Origin of the sequence: Grimontia indica (genome assembly GCF_000333895.2) — a bacterium.
In the GTDB taxonomy this organism is placed as follows: Bacteria; Pseudomonadota; Gammaproteobacteria; order Enterobacterales; family Vibrionaceae; genus Enterovibrio; species Enterovibrio indicus.
Map to the genome: position 1 here is coordinate 154,035 of NZ_ANFM02000022.1, position 16,012 is coordinate 170,046.

General features: G+C 49.3%; 14 protein-coding genes and 3 tRNA genes. 10 read left to right on the forward strand and 7 right to left on the reverse strand.

Translation table 11 applies throughout. The features are described 5' to 3' along the window. Positions 1 to 75: 75 nt before the first annotated feature. Positions 76 to 1,446: a cache domain-containing protein gene (locus D515_RS13740; RefSeq protein ID WP_002539320.1), complete on the reverse strand. Its 1,371-nt coding sequence runs from the start codon at positions 1,444 to 1,446 to the stop codon at positions 76 to 78. Positions 1,447 to 1,678: 232 nt separating this feature from the next. On the opposite strand from D515_RS13740, the gene D515_RS13745 reads away from it, so the two are divergent. The 3 genes from D515_RS13745 to D515_RS13755 all read left to right on the forward strand — a co-directional run bounded on the left by D515_RS13745 (position 1,679) and on the right by D515_RS13755 (position 4,719). After that, positions 1,679 to 2,734 (forward strand): TRAP transporter substrate-binding protein, encoded by a 1,056-nt coding sequence (locus tag D515_RS13745; RefSeq protein ID WP_002539321.1) that lies wholly within the window; start codon positions 1,679 to 1,681, stop codon positions 2,732 to 2,734. A gap of 70 nt (positions 2,735 to 2,804) precedes the next feature. After that, positions 2,805 to 3,347, forward strand: a complete 543-nt coding sequence (locus tag D515_RS13750; protein ID WP_002539322.1) for a TRAP transporter small permease subunit — start codon at positions 2,805 to 2,807, stop codon at positions 3,345 to 3,347. Further along, the gene (locus D515_RS13755; RefSeq protein ID WP_002539323.1) at positions 3,334 to 4,719 is read left to right on the forward strand and encodes a TRAP transporter large permease; all 1,386 of its coding nucleotides are present in this window, start codon (positions 3,334 to 3,336) and stop codon (positions 4,717 to 4,719) included. Before D515_RS13750 ends, D515_RS13755 begins: the two co-directional genes overlap by 14 nt. Positions 4,720 to 4,807: 88 nt before the next feature. Here the strand turns inward: D515_RS13755 and D515_RS13760 are convergent, their stop codons facing one another. The 4 genes from D515_RS13760 to ltaE all read right to left on the reverse strand — a co-directional run bounded on the left by D515_RS13760 (position 4,808) and on the right by ltaE (position 10,228). Further along, the gene (locus tag D515_RS13760; protein ID WP_002539324.1) at positions 4,808 to 7,183 is read right to left on the reverse strand and encodes a Lon protease family protein; all 2,376 of its coding nucleotides are present in this window, start codon (positions 7,181 to 7,183) and stop codon (positions 4,808 to 4,810) included. Between the two features lie 179 nt (positions 7,184 to 7,362). Beyond that, positions 7,363 to 8,130, reverse strand: coding sequence for a 3-hydroxybutyrate dehydrogenase (locus D515_RS13765; RefSeq protein WP_002539325.1), 768 nt, complete (start codon positions 8,128 to 8,130; stop codon positions 7,363 to 7,365). Positions 8,131 to 8,224: 94 nt separating this feature from the next. Next, positions 8,225 to 9,148, reverse strand: a complete 924-nt coding sequence (locus D515_RS13770) for a DUF808 domain-containing protein (RefSeq protein WP_002539326.1) — start codon at positions 9,146 to 9,148, stop codon at positions 8,225 to 8,227. Between the two features lie 69 nt (positions 9,149 to 9,217). After that, positions 9,218 to 10,228 (reverse strand): low-specificity L-threonine aldolase, encoded by a 1,011-nt coding sequence (gene ltaE, locus D515_RS13775; RefSeq protein ID WP_002539327.1) that lies wholly within the window; start codon positions 10,226 to 10,228, stop codon positions 9,218 to 9,220. 145 nt (positions 10,229 to 10,373) lie between these two features. Between ltaE and D515_RS13780 the strand changes: the two genes are divergently transcribed. Continuing rightward, entirely contained in the window at positions 10,374 to 11,105 is a 732-nt protein-coding gene (locus D515_RS13780) for a sulfite exporter TauE/SafE family protein (protein ID WP_002539328.1), read from the forward strand. Between the two features lie 63 nt (positions 11,106 to 11,168). Here the strand turns inward: D515_RS13780 and D515_RS13785 are convergent, their stop codons facing one another. Together D515_RS13785 and D515_RS25705 are read right to left on the reverse strand one after the other, a co-directional pair. Further along, entirely contained in the window at positions 11,169 to 12,212 is a 1,044-nt protein-coding gene (locus D515_RS13785) for an ABC transporter substrate-binding protein (protein ID WP_002539330.1), read from the reverse strand. A gap of 66 nt (positions 12,213 to 12,278) precedes the next feature. Continuing rightward, a complete protein-coding gene (locus tag D515_RS25705) occupies positions 12,279 to 12,575 on the reverse strand; it encodes a hypothetical protein (protein ID WP_152442375.1) in 297 nt (98 codons plus the stop codon). 38 nt (positions 12,576 to 12,613) lie between these two features. Here D515_RS25705 and D515_RS13790 point away from each other — a divergent pair, with 38 nt between their 5' ends. From D515_RS13790 to D515_RS13815, 6 genes are all read left to right on the forward strand, one after another. Next, on the forward strand, positions 12,614 to 13,897 hold the full coding sequence (locus D515_RS13790) for an NAD(P)/FAD-dependent oxidoreductase (RefSeq protein ID WP_002539331.1): 1,284 nt from the start codon (positions 12,614 to 12,616) through the stop codon (positions 13,895 to 13,897). Between the two features lie 114 nt (positions 13,898 to 14,011). Next, on the forward strand, positions 14,012 to 14,620 hold the full coding sequence (locus D515_RS13795; RefSeq protein ID WP_002539332.1) for a 2OG-Fe(II) oxygenase: 609 nt from the start codon (positions 14,012 to 14,014) through the stop codon (positions 14,618 to 14,620). 88 nt (positions 14,621 to 14,708) lie between these two features. Further along, complete coding sequence (locus D515_RS13800; protein ID WP_002539333.1) at positions 14,709 to 15,317, forward strand: alpha-ketoglutarate-dependent dioxygenase AlkB family protein; 609 nt, start codon at positions 14,709 to 14,711, stop codon at positions 15,315 to 15,317. Between the two features lie 157 nt (positions 15,318 to 15,474). Next, positions 15,475 to 15,548, forward strand: a tRNA-Cys gene (locus D515_RS13805). Positions 15,549 to 15,552: 4 nt separating this feature from the next. After that, positions 15,553 to 15,628, forward strand: a tRNA-Gly gene (locus D515_RS13810). A 167-nt stretch (positions 15,629 to 15,795) separates the two neighbouring features. Further along, positions 15,796 to 15,872: transfer RNA gene (locus D515_RS13815), tRNA-Met, on the forward strand. Positions 15,873 to 16,012: the final 140 nt, after the last annotated feature.

The window sequence follows — 16,012 nt, forward strand, 5'->3', positions numbered from 1 at the left end:
GCCTTGCACAAAACCCCCCACAAACTGCTGCAAAAATCATCACCAAAGGTCAACAGCCCCTAGAAACATTCCGCTTTAGACTGCAATCGGAACAATGGCCCGCACTTCCGTTCCTTGGTCTTGCAAGCTGCTGATAGAGAAGGTGCCATCAAGGTTCTCGATGCGTTCTCTCATATTCTTTAAGCCCATCGACTGGCTGGTGTTCGACACTCTATGTTCTTCGAATCCGATGCCGTCATCAGCGACGGTGAGCACGATTTCACCTTCTTCTTCCTGCAAAATCATGTCTACGGCTTTCGCTTTGGCGTGTTTTTCTGCGTTGTGAAGCGCTTCCTGAGCAACACGGAACAAGGTGATTTCAGCCGATTTCGACACGTTTCTCATGTCCAGATGATGCTCAAACAACACTGTCATACCAGAGCGCTGCGAGACTTCTTTGGCGAGATCTTCCAATGCTACCAATAGCCCCAAGTCATCAAGCAATGCAGGACGTAGGTCTTTGGATATTCGACGAAGCTCGCGAACGGCTTCGTTGAGAGTCGATTGGCCTAATGCGATGTTCTCTTCCCGTTCTTTGTCGGTTCTGGCTTCTTTGATGTTATCGAGGCGGTATTTCACTGACACCAGAATCTGGTTAATACCATCATGCAGTTCCCTGGCGACACGGGTGCGTTCTTCTTCCTGTGATTCAATCAACTGACGGTTAAGAGCTTGCAGCTTTTGGTCGGCCAGTTCTCGGGCATTGATGTGAATGCTGGTGGCAAGGCTTGCCATGATGCCAATGGTGATCACCAACGCAATCCCCAGACCGATAAAGGTTTTGCTGATGGTTTCGTCAATTTTGCTGTGAACAGATTCGACCTGAATCTCGATGTCATCGATATACACACCGGTTCCCACCATCCAGCCCCATTTATCGAGCCCAATGGCGTAGCTGAGCTTTTTAACTTGCTCTTTACGGGAAGGTTTGTGCCAGTAGTAATCCACAAAGCCACCACCTTGTTGGGCAGTGTGGATCAGTGCCTGAAGGAGTTTAAAGCCTCGAGCGTCTTCTACTTCCCATATGTTTTGGCCGACGAGTTCGGGTTGATAGGGAAGCACAAGGTTAGTGCCATCGTAGGTGTATGCGAAGAAATAGCCATCCTCGCCGTATGTGAGGTTATTCAAAATATCGATGACTTGCTGTTTAGCATCTTCATCATTTTCGCCAGCGGCATCATAAACCGGAGAAATAGATGCGCGAGCGAGTTCTACGTATTTCAGCAATTCTTGTTTCTTGGACGCCAGCGTTTCCGAGCGAATGAGATTAGCCTGATTCTTAGACAGACTATCTGACTGAATGACTACCAGCCCGATAATCAGACCAAACATCAAGAGCAAAGGAAGCATTGCCAGCACCAGCAATTTCATCCTGATCGGCATCGTCATGCCTGATAATTTTGTCACTATCACTCCGTTAGCTTCGTAAAAAATCGCTTTGCTACGTAGAACTACGTACAGCGATTACGCAATGCTATGGACGCTAAGTCCGTTTTCTACCTGATATTTTTTTATTTGTTGCAGGCATAGTCTAGATGGTAACAACTTTTTAACAGCGTCAATGTGCTCTAAACCTCAACCCTACATGCAGCATTTTTATACATCCTAAATAGTGAAGCTGCGCACCAAGGAGTGGACAATGAAAACGTCAATCTCGACCCCTATTAAGGCAATCGCTTTAGCAACACTTTGTTTTTCAGGCTCAGCGCTGGCTGACAAAGTATTGCTAAAAACGCCTATTGCTTTCGGCACTCACTTACCAGCGCTTGGCACCCCAATTAAGTGGGTCTCCGAACGCATTCAGCCTGTGTCAGGCAACACCATCAAAATGAAAGTCTACGAGCCGGGTAAGCTGGTGGCGCCACTGGAAATTCTTGATGCGGTATCCAGCGGTAAAGTAAATTCTGGGTACGCGACCGCAGGCTACTGGCAAGGGAAAATGCCGGCAGCGGCCTTGTTCTCTGCTGTGCCTTTTGGCCCTGAAGCACCGGAATACATGGCATGGATGTTCTACGGCAACGGCCTGAAACTGTATCAAGGCATGTATGACGAGGCGGGCTACAACGTGAAAGTCTTGCCTTGTGCGATCATTTCACCTGAAACATCAGGTTGGTTCAAAAAACCTATCGAGAAGCCTGAAGACTTGAAAGGTCTGACGATGCGCTTCTTTGGCCTCGGTGGTCAGGTCATGGAGAAACTTGGTGTCGGCACGGTTCAACTTCCTGGTGGCGAGATCTTCGGTGCGCTGGAAAAAGGTGCCATTGACGCGAGTGAGTTCTCCCAGCCAGCTATCGACCAGCGTTTGGGCTTCCACAAGATCGTTAAATACAACTACTTCCCAGGCTGGCACCAGCAGGCCACCATGTTTGAACTCCTGATCAACAAAGACACCTGGAACAAGATGGACGAAGATCAGCAATCTGCTGTTGAAACACTGTGCCTGGCTTCAATGACGAACTCGATTGCCGAAGGTGAAGCGATGCAGTTTGAAGCCATGCAAAAAGCGCAGGAGCAGGGTGTTGAACTCCGCTACTGGAATGAAGAAATGCTGAACTTGTTTGAATCTACCTGGCTGGAAGTGGTGGAAGAGCAGAAGAAAGATCCTTACTTCGCAAAAGTATGGGCTGACATGTCTGACTTCCGTAAGAACTACCAGATCTGGGAATCGAAAGGGTTCCTGCCGCGCGGTCAATAACAGGCTGTGTGGTTTTTGGGCAGCAGGATGCTGCCCACTTTTCCTTTTTCTATGGGTGTAGGAGTTCGTTATGACCCAGCCTTCTCACTCACTCCCTGCTTCACCACTTGCAGACAGCATTGAGCATGTCGTCCGGGTTGTCGGACGCACACTGGCTTGGAGCTATTTGGTTCTGGTTCTGGTAATCATCACGCAGGTAGTGCTTCGAAAAGTTTTCAACAATGGCCAAATTGCGCTGGAAGAGTTGCAGTGGCACCTCTATGCCATCGGCGTGTTGTTTGGTTTGTCTTATGCCGAGATCACCGGAACGCACGTCCGGGTCGATATTTTCTATCACCGCTTTTCGCAGAAGACAAAATCCTGGATAGAAATTATCACTGTGCTGTTCTTCGTCTGGCCGTTTATGTACGTCATCTTCATTCACTCTCTCGATTTCGTGTACGAAGCTTGGCGGGTGAATGAGCGTTCCAATGCGCCGTCCGGTTTGCCTTGGCGATGGTTGATCAAATCTGCGATTCCATTTAGTGCGGCTTTGTTGGCTTTTGCCAGCCTTGCCCGATTGCTCCGTGCTGTGGCTTACCTGAGAAAAGGAGGTTCGCATGGAAGCGAATGAGATTCTTATTCTGGCGATGTTCGGCAGTTTTATTGTGCTGCTGTTTATCGGTATTCCAGTAGCATGGGTATTGGGCGGTGTGGGCGTGGCGTTTGCCTTCATTGGCTATTACAGCGATATCTACCTCGACACTTGGACAGGGTTGGATTTCACCACCCTTGGGCTTGTGGTTAACCGCCTCTACAAAATCATGGACAACTGGATATTGGTGGCCTTGCCGATGTTCATTTTCATGGGGAACATGCTGGATAAATCCGGTGTGGCGGATCGCTTGATGCATGCGATGCAGGCGCTGTTTGGCCGCGTACATGGCGGTTTGGCAATTACCGTGATGGCAATTGGTATCATCCTCGCTGCGTCGACAGGGATTATCGGTGCATCGGTGGTGTTGCTGGCGACCATGTCTCTGCCTGCCATGATGAAGCAGGGTTATAACCTTCCATTAGCACTGGGTACCGTCGCCTCTGCAGGCACACTCGGGATCTTACTGCCGCCTTCTATCATGCTGGTGATAATGGCGGATCAGCTGGGGCTTTCAGTGGGCGATCTCTTTATGGGTGCCATGTTCCCGGGCTTGATGCTGGGCGCGATTTATATTGTGTACCTGTTGATCATGGGCGTGGCGAAGTCAGATTCCTTGCCGTTACCGGAAGATGCCAAAGGCGTTGATTGGGCAGTCATCAAAGATGTAGCCAAAGCGATTGTGCCAACCTTCATGCTGATCATTGTGGTGTTAGGCTCTATCTTTGCGGGGATAGCGACACCAACGGAAGCTTCAGGTGTGGGTGCATTCGGTGCGATTTTGCTGGCGGTTTACTACAAACGTTTCTCGTTCGCGGTGCTGAAAGAAGTGCTGCTCGACAGCTACAAAACCACCGCTTATATCTTCGCGATATTTATTGGTGCGACCTGTTTTGCATTAGTGTTGCGTGAACTTGGCGGCGACGAGTTTATCGAAAGTGCCTTTGAAGCCTTGCCATTTGGTCCTTACGGCATTGTGGCTTTCATTCTGTTGGTGATTTTCCTGCTGGGTTTCTTCCTCGACTGGATTGAAATTACCCTGATTGTGCTACCGCTGTTAGCACCTGTGGTGTTGGGATTGGATTTGAGCATTGGTGACTATCCGGGGCTGGATAATCCAGAGTTGGTTTGGTTTGTAATGCTGGTAGCGATGGCGTTGCAGACGAGCTTCTTAACGCCACCCGTCGGATTTGCTTTGTTCTACCTGAAAGGCGTATGTCCACCGGAAGTGAAACTGATGGATATCTATAAGGGTGTGATTCCTTTCATTATCCTTCAGCTGCTGGCTTTGGTGATGCTGGTGTTTTGGCCGAACCTGGTACTCTGGCTACCGTCGATTGCTTATGGTTAATCTGGGCTAACCAACACAGTTCAACAAATCCTTGCCACAAAGAAAAAGCCGACTTTTCAGTCGGCTTTTTACTCATTATCTCATGCGATTAGGCTTTTGAACTTTTCTTTCTGAGTGCATCCAGCTTTTCCGCGGCTTTATGCATTACAGTATCCGGCTTGAACTTGCCTTTGCTGTCTGGCTTACCTGCGGATATGCCGGTGAACAGTTCGATGGCTTCGCTCACATGATCAATCGCGTAGATGTGGAATTTCCCTTTTTCTACAGCATGGATGATGTCTTTACGCAGCATCAGGTTATGCACGTTAGAGCGCGGGATAATCACCCCTTGCGTCGATTTCGGTCCCTTGATGGTACAAACATCGAAGAAGCCTTCGATTTTCTCGTTAACACCACCAATCGGCTGAGCCTGGCCAAACTGGTTCATCGAACCCGTGATAGACAAATCCTGACGCAGCGGTACACCTGAAATTGCAGACACAATGGCACAGAACTCCGCCATAGAAGCGCTATCGCCATCTACTCCACCGTAAGACTGCTCGAACGTAATGCGTGTGGTCAGTGGGATTTTTGCTTGCTTACCAAGCAAAGATGACAGGTAGGCAGTCAGAATCATCACACCTTTTGAGTGAATACTGCCACCCAGCTCAACGCTGCGCTCGATATCCAGCACCGCACCATCACCAAACGAAGTTGTTGCAGTGATTCTGTTAGGTGCTCCAAAGCTGAAGTCGTTGGTTGCCAGCACAGACAATGCATTCACCTGACCGACGGCTTTGCCTTTGGTGTCAATCAACGTGGTGCCTGTGGTGAAGCCTTCCATCACGTGGTCACGCAATCGGCTAACGCGCATATCGCGGCTCGCCAGTGCCTTTTCGACGTGGGATGCACGGATGATGTTGGCATTGCTGACTTTGGCCTGATAGTTGGATTCGCGCAGCAGGTTGGCAATGTCAGCAGAGTGCAGGGAAAGCTTATCCTGATCGCCGGACTGACGGCTGCTGTGCTCAATGATCCGGCCAATAGCACCTGGGTCGCAATGCAGCAGATTGTTGTCATGACAAATGCTGGAAATGAACATGGCGTACTTCATTTCGCTATCTTCATTGCGCGGCATGTCATCTTCGAAATCGGCGGTTACCCTGAACAGCTCGCTGAACTCTGCATCATAGTGTTGCAGCAGTTTGTAGGTGTGATAGTCACCAAACAGGATGATTTTCACATCCAATGGAACTGGCTCTGGCTCAAGCGAGATAGTGCCGCTGAGAGTGACTTCGCGTTCGAGTGAACTCAGCGAAGCTTTACGCGAGCTCAGTGCGCGCTTCAATCCGTCCCAAACGTAAGGGCGCTCAAGAACTTTCACCGCATCAATCAGCAGCACACCACCGTTTGCGCGATGGATGCTGCCCGGGCGGATCAGCGAGAAGTCAGTGAACACCGTGCCTTTGTAGGTGGCGTTTTCTACGTAGCCGAAAATATTGTGGTACGTCGGGCTATCTTCCACGATCACCGGTGGCACTTCTTCTTCCTGCGCGACCAACACATTAACCTGATAGCGACGCGGCAATTTCTTATCCAGCGCGGCATAGGCGAGGGCGGCTTGCTCTTCGCTTTCCTGCAGGAAGATATCGAGGTTTTCCAGCACATCGCCCTGCATTTCTTTCAGGTATTTCTTCACCTGAGGCAGGTCAGAATAGGACTCGATCAGCTTCACCATGTGATGGGAAATGGCTTCGGTAGCAATTTCTTCATCCAGCTTTTGCTGTTTCTCAGCGTAGGTTTCTTCCCATTCGGTCAGCTTACGCACCAATCCGCGGAGCTGGATTTCCAAATCGCGAATGGCCTGATCGAAATGCTCCTGTTCTTTCTGAGAAAGAGCGTCGAAGGTTTCTTCGGTGTGCGGCTCTTCGCCATTCAGGGCAATGAACTGATAGTCGCCAGAGGTGGTGATGGAAAGACTCACACTCTGCAGTTTGGCTTCCTGACTGAGCTCTCCCAAGGCACCTTCCTGCATCTCTGTCAGGCGGTTTTTGAGTGCATCAGCGCGGGAGTAATACATTTCGTTGTCAAAGGCGAGCTGCAGGGACTTCCCCAGACGTCCCATCATTTTCTCAAGATCTTTTTTCAGCTTGAGACCGCGGCCAGCTGGCATTTGCAGCACTTTCGGTACGCGGGAGTCCTGGAAGTTGGCGACATAACACCAGTCATAAACCGGATGGGTATATTGCCAATGGCGGCTGAGATAGCGCATCACCATGGTGCGCTTGCCAAGACCGTTCTGGCCGACTGCGTAAATGTTGTAGCCTTTTTCCTTGATTGACATCGCAAACTCAACGGCCTGACGAGCGCGATCCTGCCCCACGATCTCTTCGAGTGGTTCAAGATGCTTGGTAGATGAAACGTCGAGTTTGGTCAGTTGTGAAGTGCGATAGAGCATGTCACTGGTTAATGGCTGATGTGGCATAGCGCTCTCCTTTCACTGTGTTTCTCATAAAACTCAGTGTAGCGCCGTTAACTTACTGATTTTGAGCTAAAGAATCGCAGACGTGTTGGCAATGTGGACTGGCGCACTTTATTCACTGGTTTATGGTGAACAAGTGCGCAAAAAGTAGTCGATATGGTTCAGCTTTTGGGAGCGAGGAATCAGTGTGCTGTCCAACCGCCGTCGATGGTAATGGCCTGTGCCGTGATGTTCTTCGCAGCAGGAGAGCAGAGAAAAAGGGCGGTTTCGGCCAGTTCACTCAGATCAATGAAAGCTTTTTTGGGCATCGGTTTAAGCATAATCGTGTTGATCACTTCTTCTTCCGTGATGCCGTGATTCTGCGCCTGTGCCGTGATTTGATTTTCCACCAGCGGTGTTTTTACGTAGGAAGGGCAAAGTGTGTTGATGGTGACATCATGCTCTGCACTTTCCAGCGCGATGGTCTTGGAAAAGCCCAGCAAGCCATGTTTCGCTGACACGTAGGCGGACTTATACGGCGAGGCGACAAGGCTGTGAATGGAGCCAACATTGATGATTCGCCCAAAGTTGCGTTCGTACATGGAAGGGAGAAAGGCTTTGGTCAGCATGGCTGGGCCGCATAGCAAAATGTCGATGATAAGACGCCATTTGTCCTCGGGGAATTGCTCGAGGGCAGAGACAAATTGTATGCCTGCATTGTTAACGAGAACATCGACAGGGGCATCAACACGAGAAGGCGCAGAGGTCAATTGTTCGGAGTTAGTGACATCCAGTTCTACGCCCCGAACATCCACATCGAATTGGCTTTTCAATTTACTGACGGCGTTATCCAGCGCTTCTGCATTGATATCTGAAAGGGTGATCTTGTGACCCGCCTGCGCAAAACCCTGCGCCATGCCAAAGCCAATTCCACTTGCACCACCGGTAATAAATACATGTTTTGCCGTCATTTCCGTTCTCCCTAACGTTGGCTGGTTTATCCAACGTTAAGGGTAGTTAAAAATTCAGGCAATCCGTAGTAGTACGCAATTGCGGTGTTTAATCTCAGGATTTAGATGGTTTTAATTTGCTGGCAACACTGAAAAGTCCAACGATAATCAGCCCTGCAACCAATCCAATCAAACCATTGAGTAGAGTTGGTACCAGCGCAGAAATCACCGTGCCCACTGTCGGTATCAGCGCTGTTTCCTGTGCGGCGTCTGTAATGAGTTCAGATAGCACATGAACGCCGTGGGTGAGGATGCCACCGCCCACCAAGAACATCGCGATGGTGCCGACAATAGACAGCCCTTTCATCAGGTAGGGCGCAAAAGAGAGCAGACCGCGGCCTACGGCTTGTTTGATACTGCCTGCTTTTTGGCTGAGATAAAGTCCGGCATCATCGATTTTGACAATCACTGCGACCAAACCATAAACGCCTATCGTCATCAAAAACGCGATGCCGAATAGGGTGACAACTTGGGTGAGGAAGGTGGCTTCTGACACGACACCTAGCGTGATGACAATGATTTCAGCAGAGAGGATAAAGTCAGTCCGTATCGCGCCTTTAATCTTTTGCGCTTCGTATTCTGCGGCGTCCAGCGTAGCGGTATTGAAGTCCTGCGCTTCACCGGCAGGGTGGTTTTCTTTTTTGTGAAAGAAGGTATGCAGTACTTTCTCAGCACCTTCGTAACAAAGGAAAAGACCGCCGAGCATAAGAAGGGGGGTGATCAGCCAAGGTGCAATAGCACTAATAGCGAGGGCCGCGGGAACGAGTATGAGTTTGTTGAGGAAAGACCCTTTGGCAACGGCCCAGACGACGGGTAACTCCCTGTCGGCCTTGACTCCGGAAACTTGTTCGGCATTCAGGGCAAGATCATCTCCCAATACACCGGCAGTTTTCTTCGCGGCGATTTTACTCATGACAGAGACGTCATCCAGAATCGTGGCAATGTCATCAAGCAGTGTAAGAAGGCTGGCTCCTGCCATGGTCATTCCTCTTTTATCTATACAAAAAGAGGCGGAAAACCGCCTCTTTCTTCGTTAATTCAAAAACGCTTAGAGCTGTTTTTCTATGGCTGCGAGCAGCGTATCTATGTCAGATTTTGTCACGTCTTTGTGAGTCACAAATCGCATCGCCTTGTGAGAAGGCGAGAACAGAATCCCCTGTTCTTTCAACGCCGAAGCAATCGCGTGAATGTCGATATGCGTTGCAACGTCAGCGTAAACAATGTTGGTTTGAACCGGGTAGATAAAGGTATTGAATCCCGGAATCGCACCGAGATTTTCAGACAGATAACGGGCGTTGTCGTGATCATCTTTGAGACGTTCGACATTTTCAGTCAGGGCAATCTTACCCGCAGCTGCCAAAATACCAGCCTGACGCATGCCACCACCGACCATTTTACGCAGTCGACGTGCACGCTGAATGTAGTCAGCATCGCCCAATAACAGCGAGCCAATTGGCGCACCCAGACCTTTTGACAAACAAATGGTCATGGAGTCGAAGTGCTGGCTGATTTCTTTGATGTCTACGCCCAATGCCACGGATGCGTTGTAAACACGTGCGCCGTCCAAATGAAGTTTCAGATTATGTTGATTTACGAAATCCCGGGCTTTCACCAGGTATTCCAAAGGCAGTACTTTCCCGCCGATAGTATTTTCTAAGCTAAGGAGCTTGGTGCGCGCAAAATGAGAGTCATCTGGCTTCACCGCTGCCGCGAGCTTTTCAAAGCACAGGGTTCCGTCTTTGTTGTTTTCGATGGGTTGAGGTTGAACAGAGCCAAGAACCGCTGCGCCGCCTGCCTCATACTTGTAATTGTGCGCTTGTTGACCGCACAAATATTCGTCACCACGGTCACAATGTGCCAGAATACCCAGCAAGTTTGCTTGGGTGCCTGATGAGGTAAATACCGCTGCCTCAAAACCGTGGCGCTCAGCAGCCCACTGCTCCAGTTCATTGACCGTTGGGTCGTCACCATATACGTCATCACCCACGGGCGCATTAGCCATGGCTTCGCGCATTTTTTGATCCGGCTGTGTCACTGTGTCTGAGCGAAAATCAATCATTCTTATCTGTCCTGATTACAACTATGATCGAGTAAGCAGATTACTCCTGATTGAAGAAAAAGTAATTACAAAACATTGGAATCATCCCACTCGTCTATATCTTGAGCCACGGAATGGGCGACGGTAAAACAAGGAAATTATGCCCATGGAATGGTCTTGGCTGTTCATCTCTTTAGCTTGTCTGGTCACGGGTTTTTCCAAATTCTCCGTTGGTGGATTAGGGCTGGTTATTCTCCCGTTGATGATGCTCGCTTTCCCGGGTCCAGAGGCGTTAGGTGTCATTGTCCCGCTATACCTACTTACCGACTTCATCGCCGTCCTGACTTATCGGAAAAACATTAATTGGTCTGTTTTAGCAAGACTAATCCCTTTTGGTGCAGTCGGTGTGGCATTAGGCACCGTTGTGCTTGGTAACATTGACGCGCGAACCTTTATGACAGTACTGGGGCTGCTTATTTTCGCGTTGCTGGGGCTTTCGATTTGGTTGGACTATCGTCCGCTTCCTATTTTTACCAACCGTTACGCAGCAAGTGTAGCTGGGATGCTATGTGGTTTTGTTGGGGTGTTAGCCAACGCGGCAGGGCCGTTGATGGGATTGTTTCTTCTTGAACAGAAAATGGAGAAGTCTGCTTATGTGGCAACCCGTGTTTGGGCCTTCATGACACTAAATATTATGAAGCTGGTGGGCTTGGTGTACTTGGGCTTAGTCAATGCGGAGACGTTACAGGGGAGCGCAGTTGGCTTACCTGCTCTGTTCATTGGTATGTTCTTTGGCTATAAATTCTTTGCCCGTATCTCGCCAGAACAACTGAAAATGATTGTCCGGGGAGCGATTTCGCTAAGTGCTGCACATATGCTGTTTTTCAAATCGAATTGAATACAGTAACAAAGCAGAAAGCCGCGGCAATGACCGCGGCTTTCTTATTTCACGAAAAGCGAATTAGCTTTTTAGCAGTTGCCAGTAACGGTTGTAGATGCTGACAGCTTCACCCACATCGTTGGTGAATTCGCCTTTTTCAACATCTTCGTCTGATGGGAAAATCACGTTGTTCTCGGTGTATTCCGCAGACAGTTTTTCTTTCGCACGCTTGCTTGGTGCTGGGTAACCCAGCTCTTCGACCATCGCTGCTTGGTTTTCAGGGCGGTACAGGAAGTCGATGAACTTATGTGCCAGGTCGATCTTCTCAGCGCCCTTTGGAATGATGAAGTTATCCATCCACAGGATTGAACCTTCGTCGGGGTACACAAACTCGATGTTCTCCATCTCAGCTTGTGCCAGGTATGCGTTACCGTTCCACTGTTGACCGATACCGACTTCGCCAGTTACAAACGGTACGTGCGGCGCATCTGAGTTGTAAACCACGACATTTGGACGCAGATCTTTCAGCATTTCATACGCTTCTTTGATCTCGTCTTCGTTGGTGGTGTTGATACTGTAGCCTTTGGCTTTCAGTGCCATGCCGAAAACATCTCGCACGTCGTCGAGCAGCATGATTTGGCCTGCGAACTCGTCGTTCCACAGATCAGCCCATTTAGTGACATTGCTGCCATCAACGATGTCGCCGTTGTAACTGATAGCCGTCACGCCCCAGATGTAAGGCAGGGAGTAGTCATTGTTTTTGTCGAATGGTTGACCCATCAGACCAGGAATAATGTCCTTAACATGTGGGATTTTCGATTTATCGATTTTCGCCAACATGCCTTCGTCGCTCATGCGCTGGATAAAGTATGTCGATGCAAACGCAAGGTCATAGCCTTTTCCATCAAGCAACTTCAGCTTGGTATACATGGATTCATTGTTTTCAAACGTTGAATAGTTAACTGAAACATCGTACTCCTTTTCAAACGCCTTAATCACACCCATTGGCATGTACTCGGCCCAGTTGTAGATATTCAGTACTTCATTGTTTGCAGAAACGTTGAAAGAAACTGTTGCGGTAAGTGCGATGCTTGCCGCTTTCACCCCTTTAAGATATTGGTTCATTTGGTTTTATCCTTAAGTGGCATACCCAAACTACCTTAAGGCACAGGCAGATTTCCTTCCTCTCGCCTACGTGTCTTGCTTATAGCGTGATGGGGAGTAGAACCATTTACTCGCCTTCCACCATGCCCCTCGCAAAACCTGTCTTTTCGCTGAAAAAGCGCCTTGAGGTAGTTTGGGTAAATACCAAGCTGAAAAATGAACGCGCATCATCAAAACATTTGTCCCCTCTGTCAATGAGAATCCCTTTGAAAAGGTAACAATTTGTGCGCCGCGCACAGCATCAACGAACGCGGTTATTTTTGAGCTTGGTGAAGGGGCAAGAATCCCTTGCTTGGAATGTGGCTTAGTGCGAATATTCGCCATCTTTTTAATTAACCCTTTTATCAGGATTTAGTCGCGAAATGGCGAAAGAACACGGGTATATCGATAGCTACTATCAAGCAACGGCAAATGTTTTGCCTGAACAGCCAGAGTTAACCAGTGATATTCAAGCTGACGTTTGTATTATCGGCGCGGGTTTAACGGGCACGAACGCAGCGATTGAACTTCGCAAGAAGGGCATGAGTGTGGTGGTGTTGGAAGGCCAACGCATTGCGTTTGGTGGTTCAGGTCGTAATGGTGGTCAGGCGCTGGTGGGTTACTGTCTGGGTCTTCGCGAAGTTGACGAAGAGTACGGCCCAGAATGGGGCAAGCAGCTTTGGGATCTGTCCGTTGAATCTATCGATATCATTCGTGAACGCATCAGCGAGTTCAACATCGATTGTGACTTCCAGGAAGGTTACATCGAACTGGCGTTGAACAAAGGTCAGGAGAAAGAACTGAAATCCTGGCATGAGCTGAAGCATGGCCGTTACAACTATCCGGTTGCCGAGTGGTGGGACACTGACAAGATTGAGCAGGTAGCGAACACCCGTCGTTACTTGGGCGGCTTATTCGACCCAAACAGTGGTCACGTTCACACTCTGAACTACACGCTGGGTTTGGCGCAAGCGGCTATTTCAGTTGGCGCGGAAATCTATGAAAACAGCCCGGTGGTCAAACTGGAAAAAGGCGCAGGGTTTAACACGGTAAAAACCGCAAAAGGCAGCGTGAAAGCAAAACAGGTTCTGTTGGCTTGTAACGCCTACCTTGACGGCCTGCACCGCAAGGCGCAATCAAAAGTGCTGCCTGTGGCTTCTTACATTGCTGTGACTGAGCAGCTTGGCGATCGTCAGCCAATCACTAACAAGATGGCGATGTCTGATCTGAATAACTGTCTGGATTATTTCCGCCCGACTGCTGACGGACGCATTCTGTTCGGCGGTGTGAACCATCCGTTCAATGGCGAGTATTCAGACAGTCAGGAGCGTCTGCGTCAACGGATGCTGAAAGTGTTCCCACAGCTGGGTGATGTGAAGATGGAATATCACTGGGGTGGTCTGTTTGCGGTGACCCGTAGCTACATGCCGGAAATCTCGCATTTGGGTAACGATATCTATACAGCACATGGCTACACTGGTCATGGCGTTGGTTTGACCAATATCGCAGGCCGCGTTGTTGCTGAAGCAATGGCAGGGCAGGCAGGACGTTTCGATGTGTTCTCACGTATCGATCACGGCTGGATCCCAACGCCGAAAGTGTTGCGTAAACCTGCGCTCGCGATGGCGATCTGGAAAGCCAAAATGGAAGACGCTCTAGCGAACTAATGGCACATCCATCTCACGATTAGATTTTTAAATCCTTTCCATAAAATCTGTGATTTGAAGCAGCACTAGCACAAGGGGTAGATTCGCTACCCCTTGTATTTAGAGGTGCTGACAATGAACACAGATAAGTTATTAGATGCACTTCATACCCAAGGTTGGTACGTGTGGGATGATTTCCTGAATGCAGAAGAAGTAGAACGACTTCGTGATGCTATTCCTGAAAGCATGAAACCTGCTGGCATCGGACGACACCTGCAGCACCATACCAACAAACAAATCCGTAGTGACAAGATTTCCTGGCTGGAACGCGGAAAGCATCCTGCCTCGGACGATTTTCTCTCTCGAATGGAAGCGATAAAGAACGACGTCAACCGCCACTTCTTTTTGGGTTTGTTCGAGTATGAAGCGCACTTCGCGCGTTACGACATCGGCGATTTCTATCAAAAACACCTCGATACTTTCGAAGGCCGTTCCAACCGCCGTTTAACCACGGTGATGTACCTCAATGATGAGTGGGCGGATGAAGATGGTGGCGAGATTGTGATTTATGATATCAACGATAGTCATCTCAATACCCTCTGGCCAAAAGCAGGACGTTTACTAGTGTTCCTGTCGGAAGAGTTTCCCCATGAGGTACTTCCGACCAACCGAGAGCGTTACAGCATTGCAGGCTGGTTCCGTGTAAACGGAATGCGCGGCAACCGCGTCGATCCATCTCGATAGAAACTATTTCGTTGTACCGTTTTATCTCGCTCGATTGTTGGGAGGTAAAACGGTATCTTCATCTCACACAAGCAATAGCGGAGGTGAGATGTTTCAGGGCGATCTTTTTCAGCAAACAGGATGGATAGACATTCCCGACGGGAAACTGTTCTGGGAGCCTGAGTTTATTCCTACCAGCATCGCTTCTGATATTTTTCACCATCTCTCCCAATCTCTTCCTTGGGACCAGCTTCCCATCAAAATGTTCGGCCGTGAAGTGCTGCAACCTCGAATGCAGGCGTGGTTTGGTGACGCCTACTCATATTCAGGGCTTCACCTGAAGGCCGCACGTATGCCTGAATCATTACTTTCATTGAAGTCTCAATGTGAGCAAACGTCTGGTATGGCTTACAATTCTGTGCTCGCGAACCTTTATCGTGATGGACAGGATTACATGGGGTGGCATCAGGACAATGAAACGGAGTTAGGTACTGAGCCAAGTATCGCTTCTCTCAGTTTTGGTGAAACCCGACGCTTTGTTCTTCGTCATCTTCAAACCGGAGAAAAACGGGAATTTGAATTAGGTTCTGGTTCTCTGCTGATTATGGCGGGCAAAACCCAGACTTATTGGCAACATGCAGTGCCGAAAACCGCAAAACTTAGGGGGCCGAGAATCAACCTCACTTTCCGGAATATTAACTTCTTAGCGAAATCCTGACCAAAAAAGGCTCGATATGGTCGATTTATATCGACTTTGCCGTGAAATTGAGCGAAGGAACTTTTTTTTCAAAATTAGTGTTGACTAGATCACGTGAATCCGTAGAATGCGCACCGTACCGCAGAGGAAGGCAACTTACTGAAGCGGGGCAAACGAAGGCGCGTTGGCAGAGTGGCTATGCAGCGGATTGCAAATCCGTGGACCTCGGTTCGACTCCGGGACGCGCCTCCATGATGCGACACTAGCTCAGCTGGTAGAGCGCAACCTTGCCAAGGTTGAGGTCACGAGTTCGAACCTCGTGTGTCGCTCCAAATTCAAAGCTTTCGATTCATCGGAAGTTTGATACGCAAGGAACCTTGCCAAGGTTGAGGTCACGCCTAAGCCTTGAAGATCGGGAACCTCGTGTGTCGCTCCACTTTCTCTTAAGGGATTGAGAAATGGGAATCGCTGTCATTGTGCGAGAACAATGACATACGGACGCGGGATGGAGCAGCCTGGTAGCTCGTCGGGCTCATAACCCGAAGGTCGTCGGTTCAAATCCGGCTCCCGCAACCAATTATTCGGACAGTTTGGGTGTTTTGTTTTGACATAACCCTCAGGCCGTCGACGGAAGCGCCGCCCGGATAAAATCCGGCTCCGCAACCACATTTGGTTTATTCGGCTTCGCCGGATAACATGCGACACTAGCTCAGCTG

What these genes read in the sequence shown, in the direction of transcription:
- D515_RS13745 (WP_002539321.1), top strand. Translation starts at nt 1,679, where the DNA reads ATGAAAACGTCAATCTCGACCCCTATTAAGGCAATCGCTTTAGCAACA.
- D515_RS13750 (WP_002539322.1), top strand. Translation starts at nt 2,805, where the DNA reads ATGACCCAGCCTTCTCACTCACTCCCTGCTTCACCACTTGCAGACAGC.
- D515_RS13755 (WP_002539323.1), top strand. Translation starts at nt 3,334, where the DNA reads ATGGAAGCGAATGAGATTCTTATTCTGGCGATGTTCGGCAGTTTTATT.
- D515_RS13760 (WP_002539324.1), bottom strand. Translation starts at nt 7,183, where the DNA reads ATGCCACATCAGCCATTAACCAGTGACATGCTCTATCGCACTTCACAA.
- D515_RS13765 (WP_002539325.1), bottom strand. Translation starts at nt 8,130, where the DNA reads ATGACGGCAAAACATGTATTTATTACCGGTGGTGCAAGTGGAATTGGC.
- D515_RS13770 (WP_002539326.1), bottom strand. Translation starts at nt 9,148, where the DNA reads ATGGCAGGAGCCAGCCTTCTTACACTGCTTGATGACATTGCCACGATT.
- ltaE (WP_002539327.1), bottom strand. Translation starts at nt 10,228, where the DNA reads ATGATTGATTTTCGCTCAGACACAGTGACACAGCCGGATCAAAAAATG.
- D515_RS13780 (WP_002539328.1), top strand. Translation starts at nt 10,374, where the DNA reads ATGGAATGGTCTTGGCTGTTCATCTCTTTAGCTTGTCTGGTCACGGGT.
- D515_RS13785 (WP_002539330.1), bottom strand. Translation starts at nt 12,212, where the DNA reads ATGAACCAATATCTTAAAGGGGTGAAAGCGGCAAGCATCGCACTTACC.
- D515_RS25705 (WP_152442375.1), bottom strand. Translation starts at nt 12,575, where the DNA reads ATGGCGAATATTCGCACTAAGCCACATTCCAAGCAAGGGATTCTTGCC.
- D515_RS13790 (WP_002539331.1), top strand. Translation starts at nt 12,614, where the DNA reads ATGGCGAAAGAACACGGGTATATCGATAGCTACTATCAAGCAACGGCA.
- D515_RS13795 (WP_002539332.1), top strand. Translation starts at nt 14,012, where the DNA reads ATGAACACAGATAAGTTATTAGATGCACTTCATACCCAAGGTTGGTAC.
- D515_RS13800 (WP_002539333.1), top strand. Translation starts at nt 14,709, where the DNA reads ATGTTTCAGGGCGATCTTTTTCAGCAAACAGGATGGATAGACATTCCC.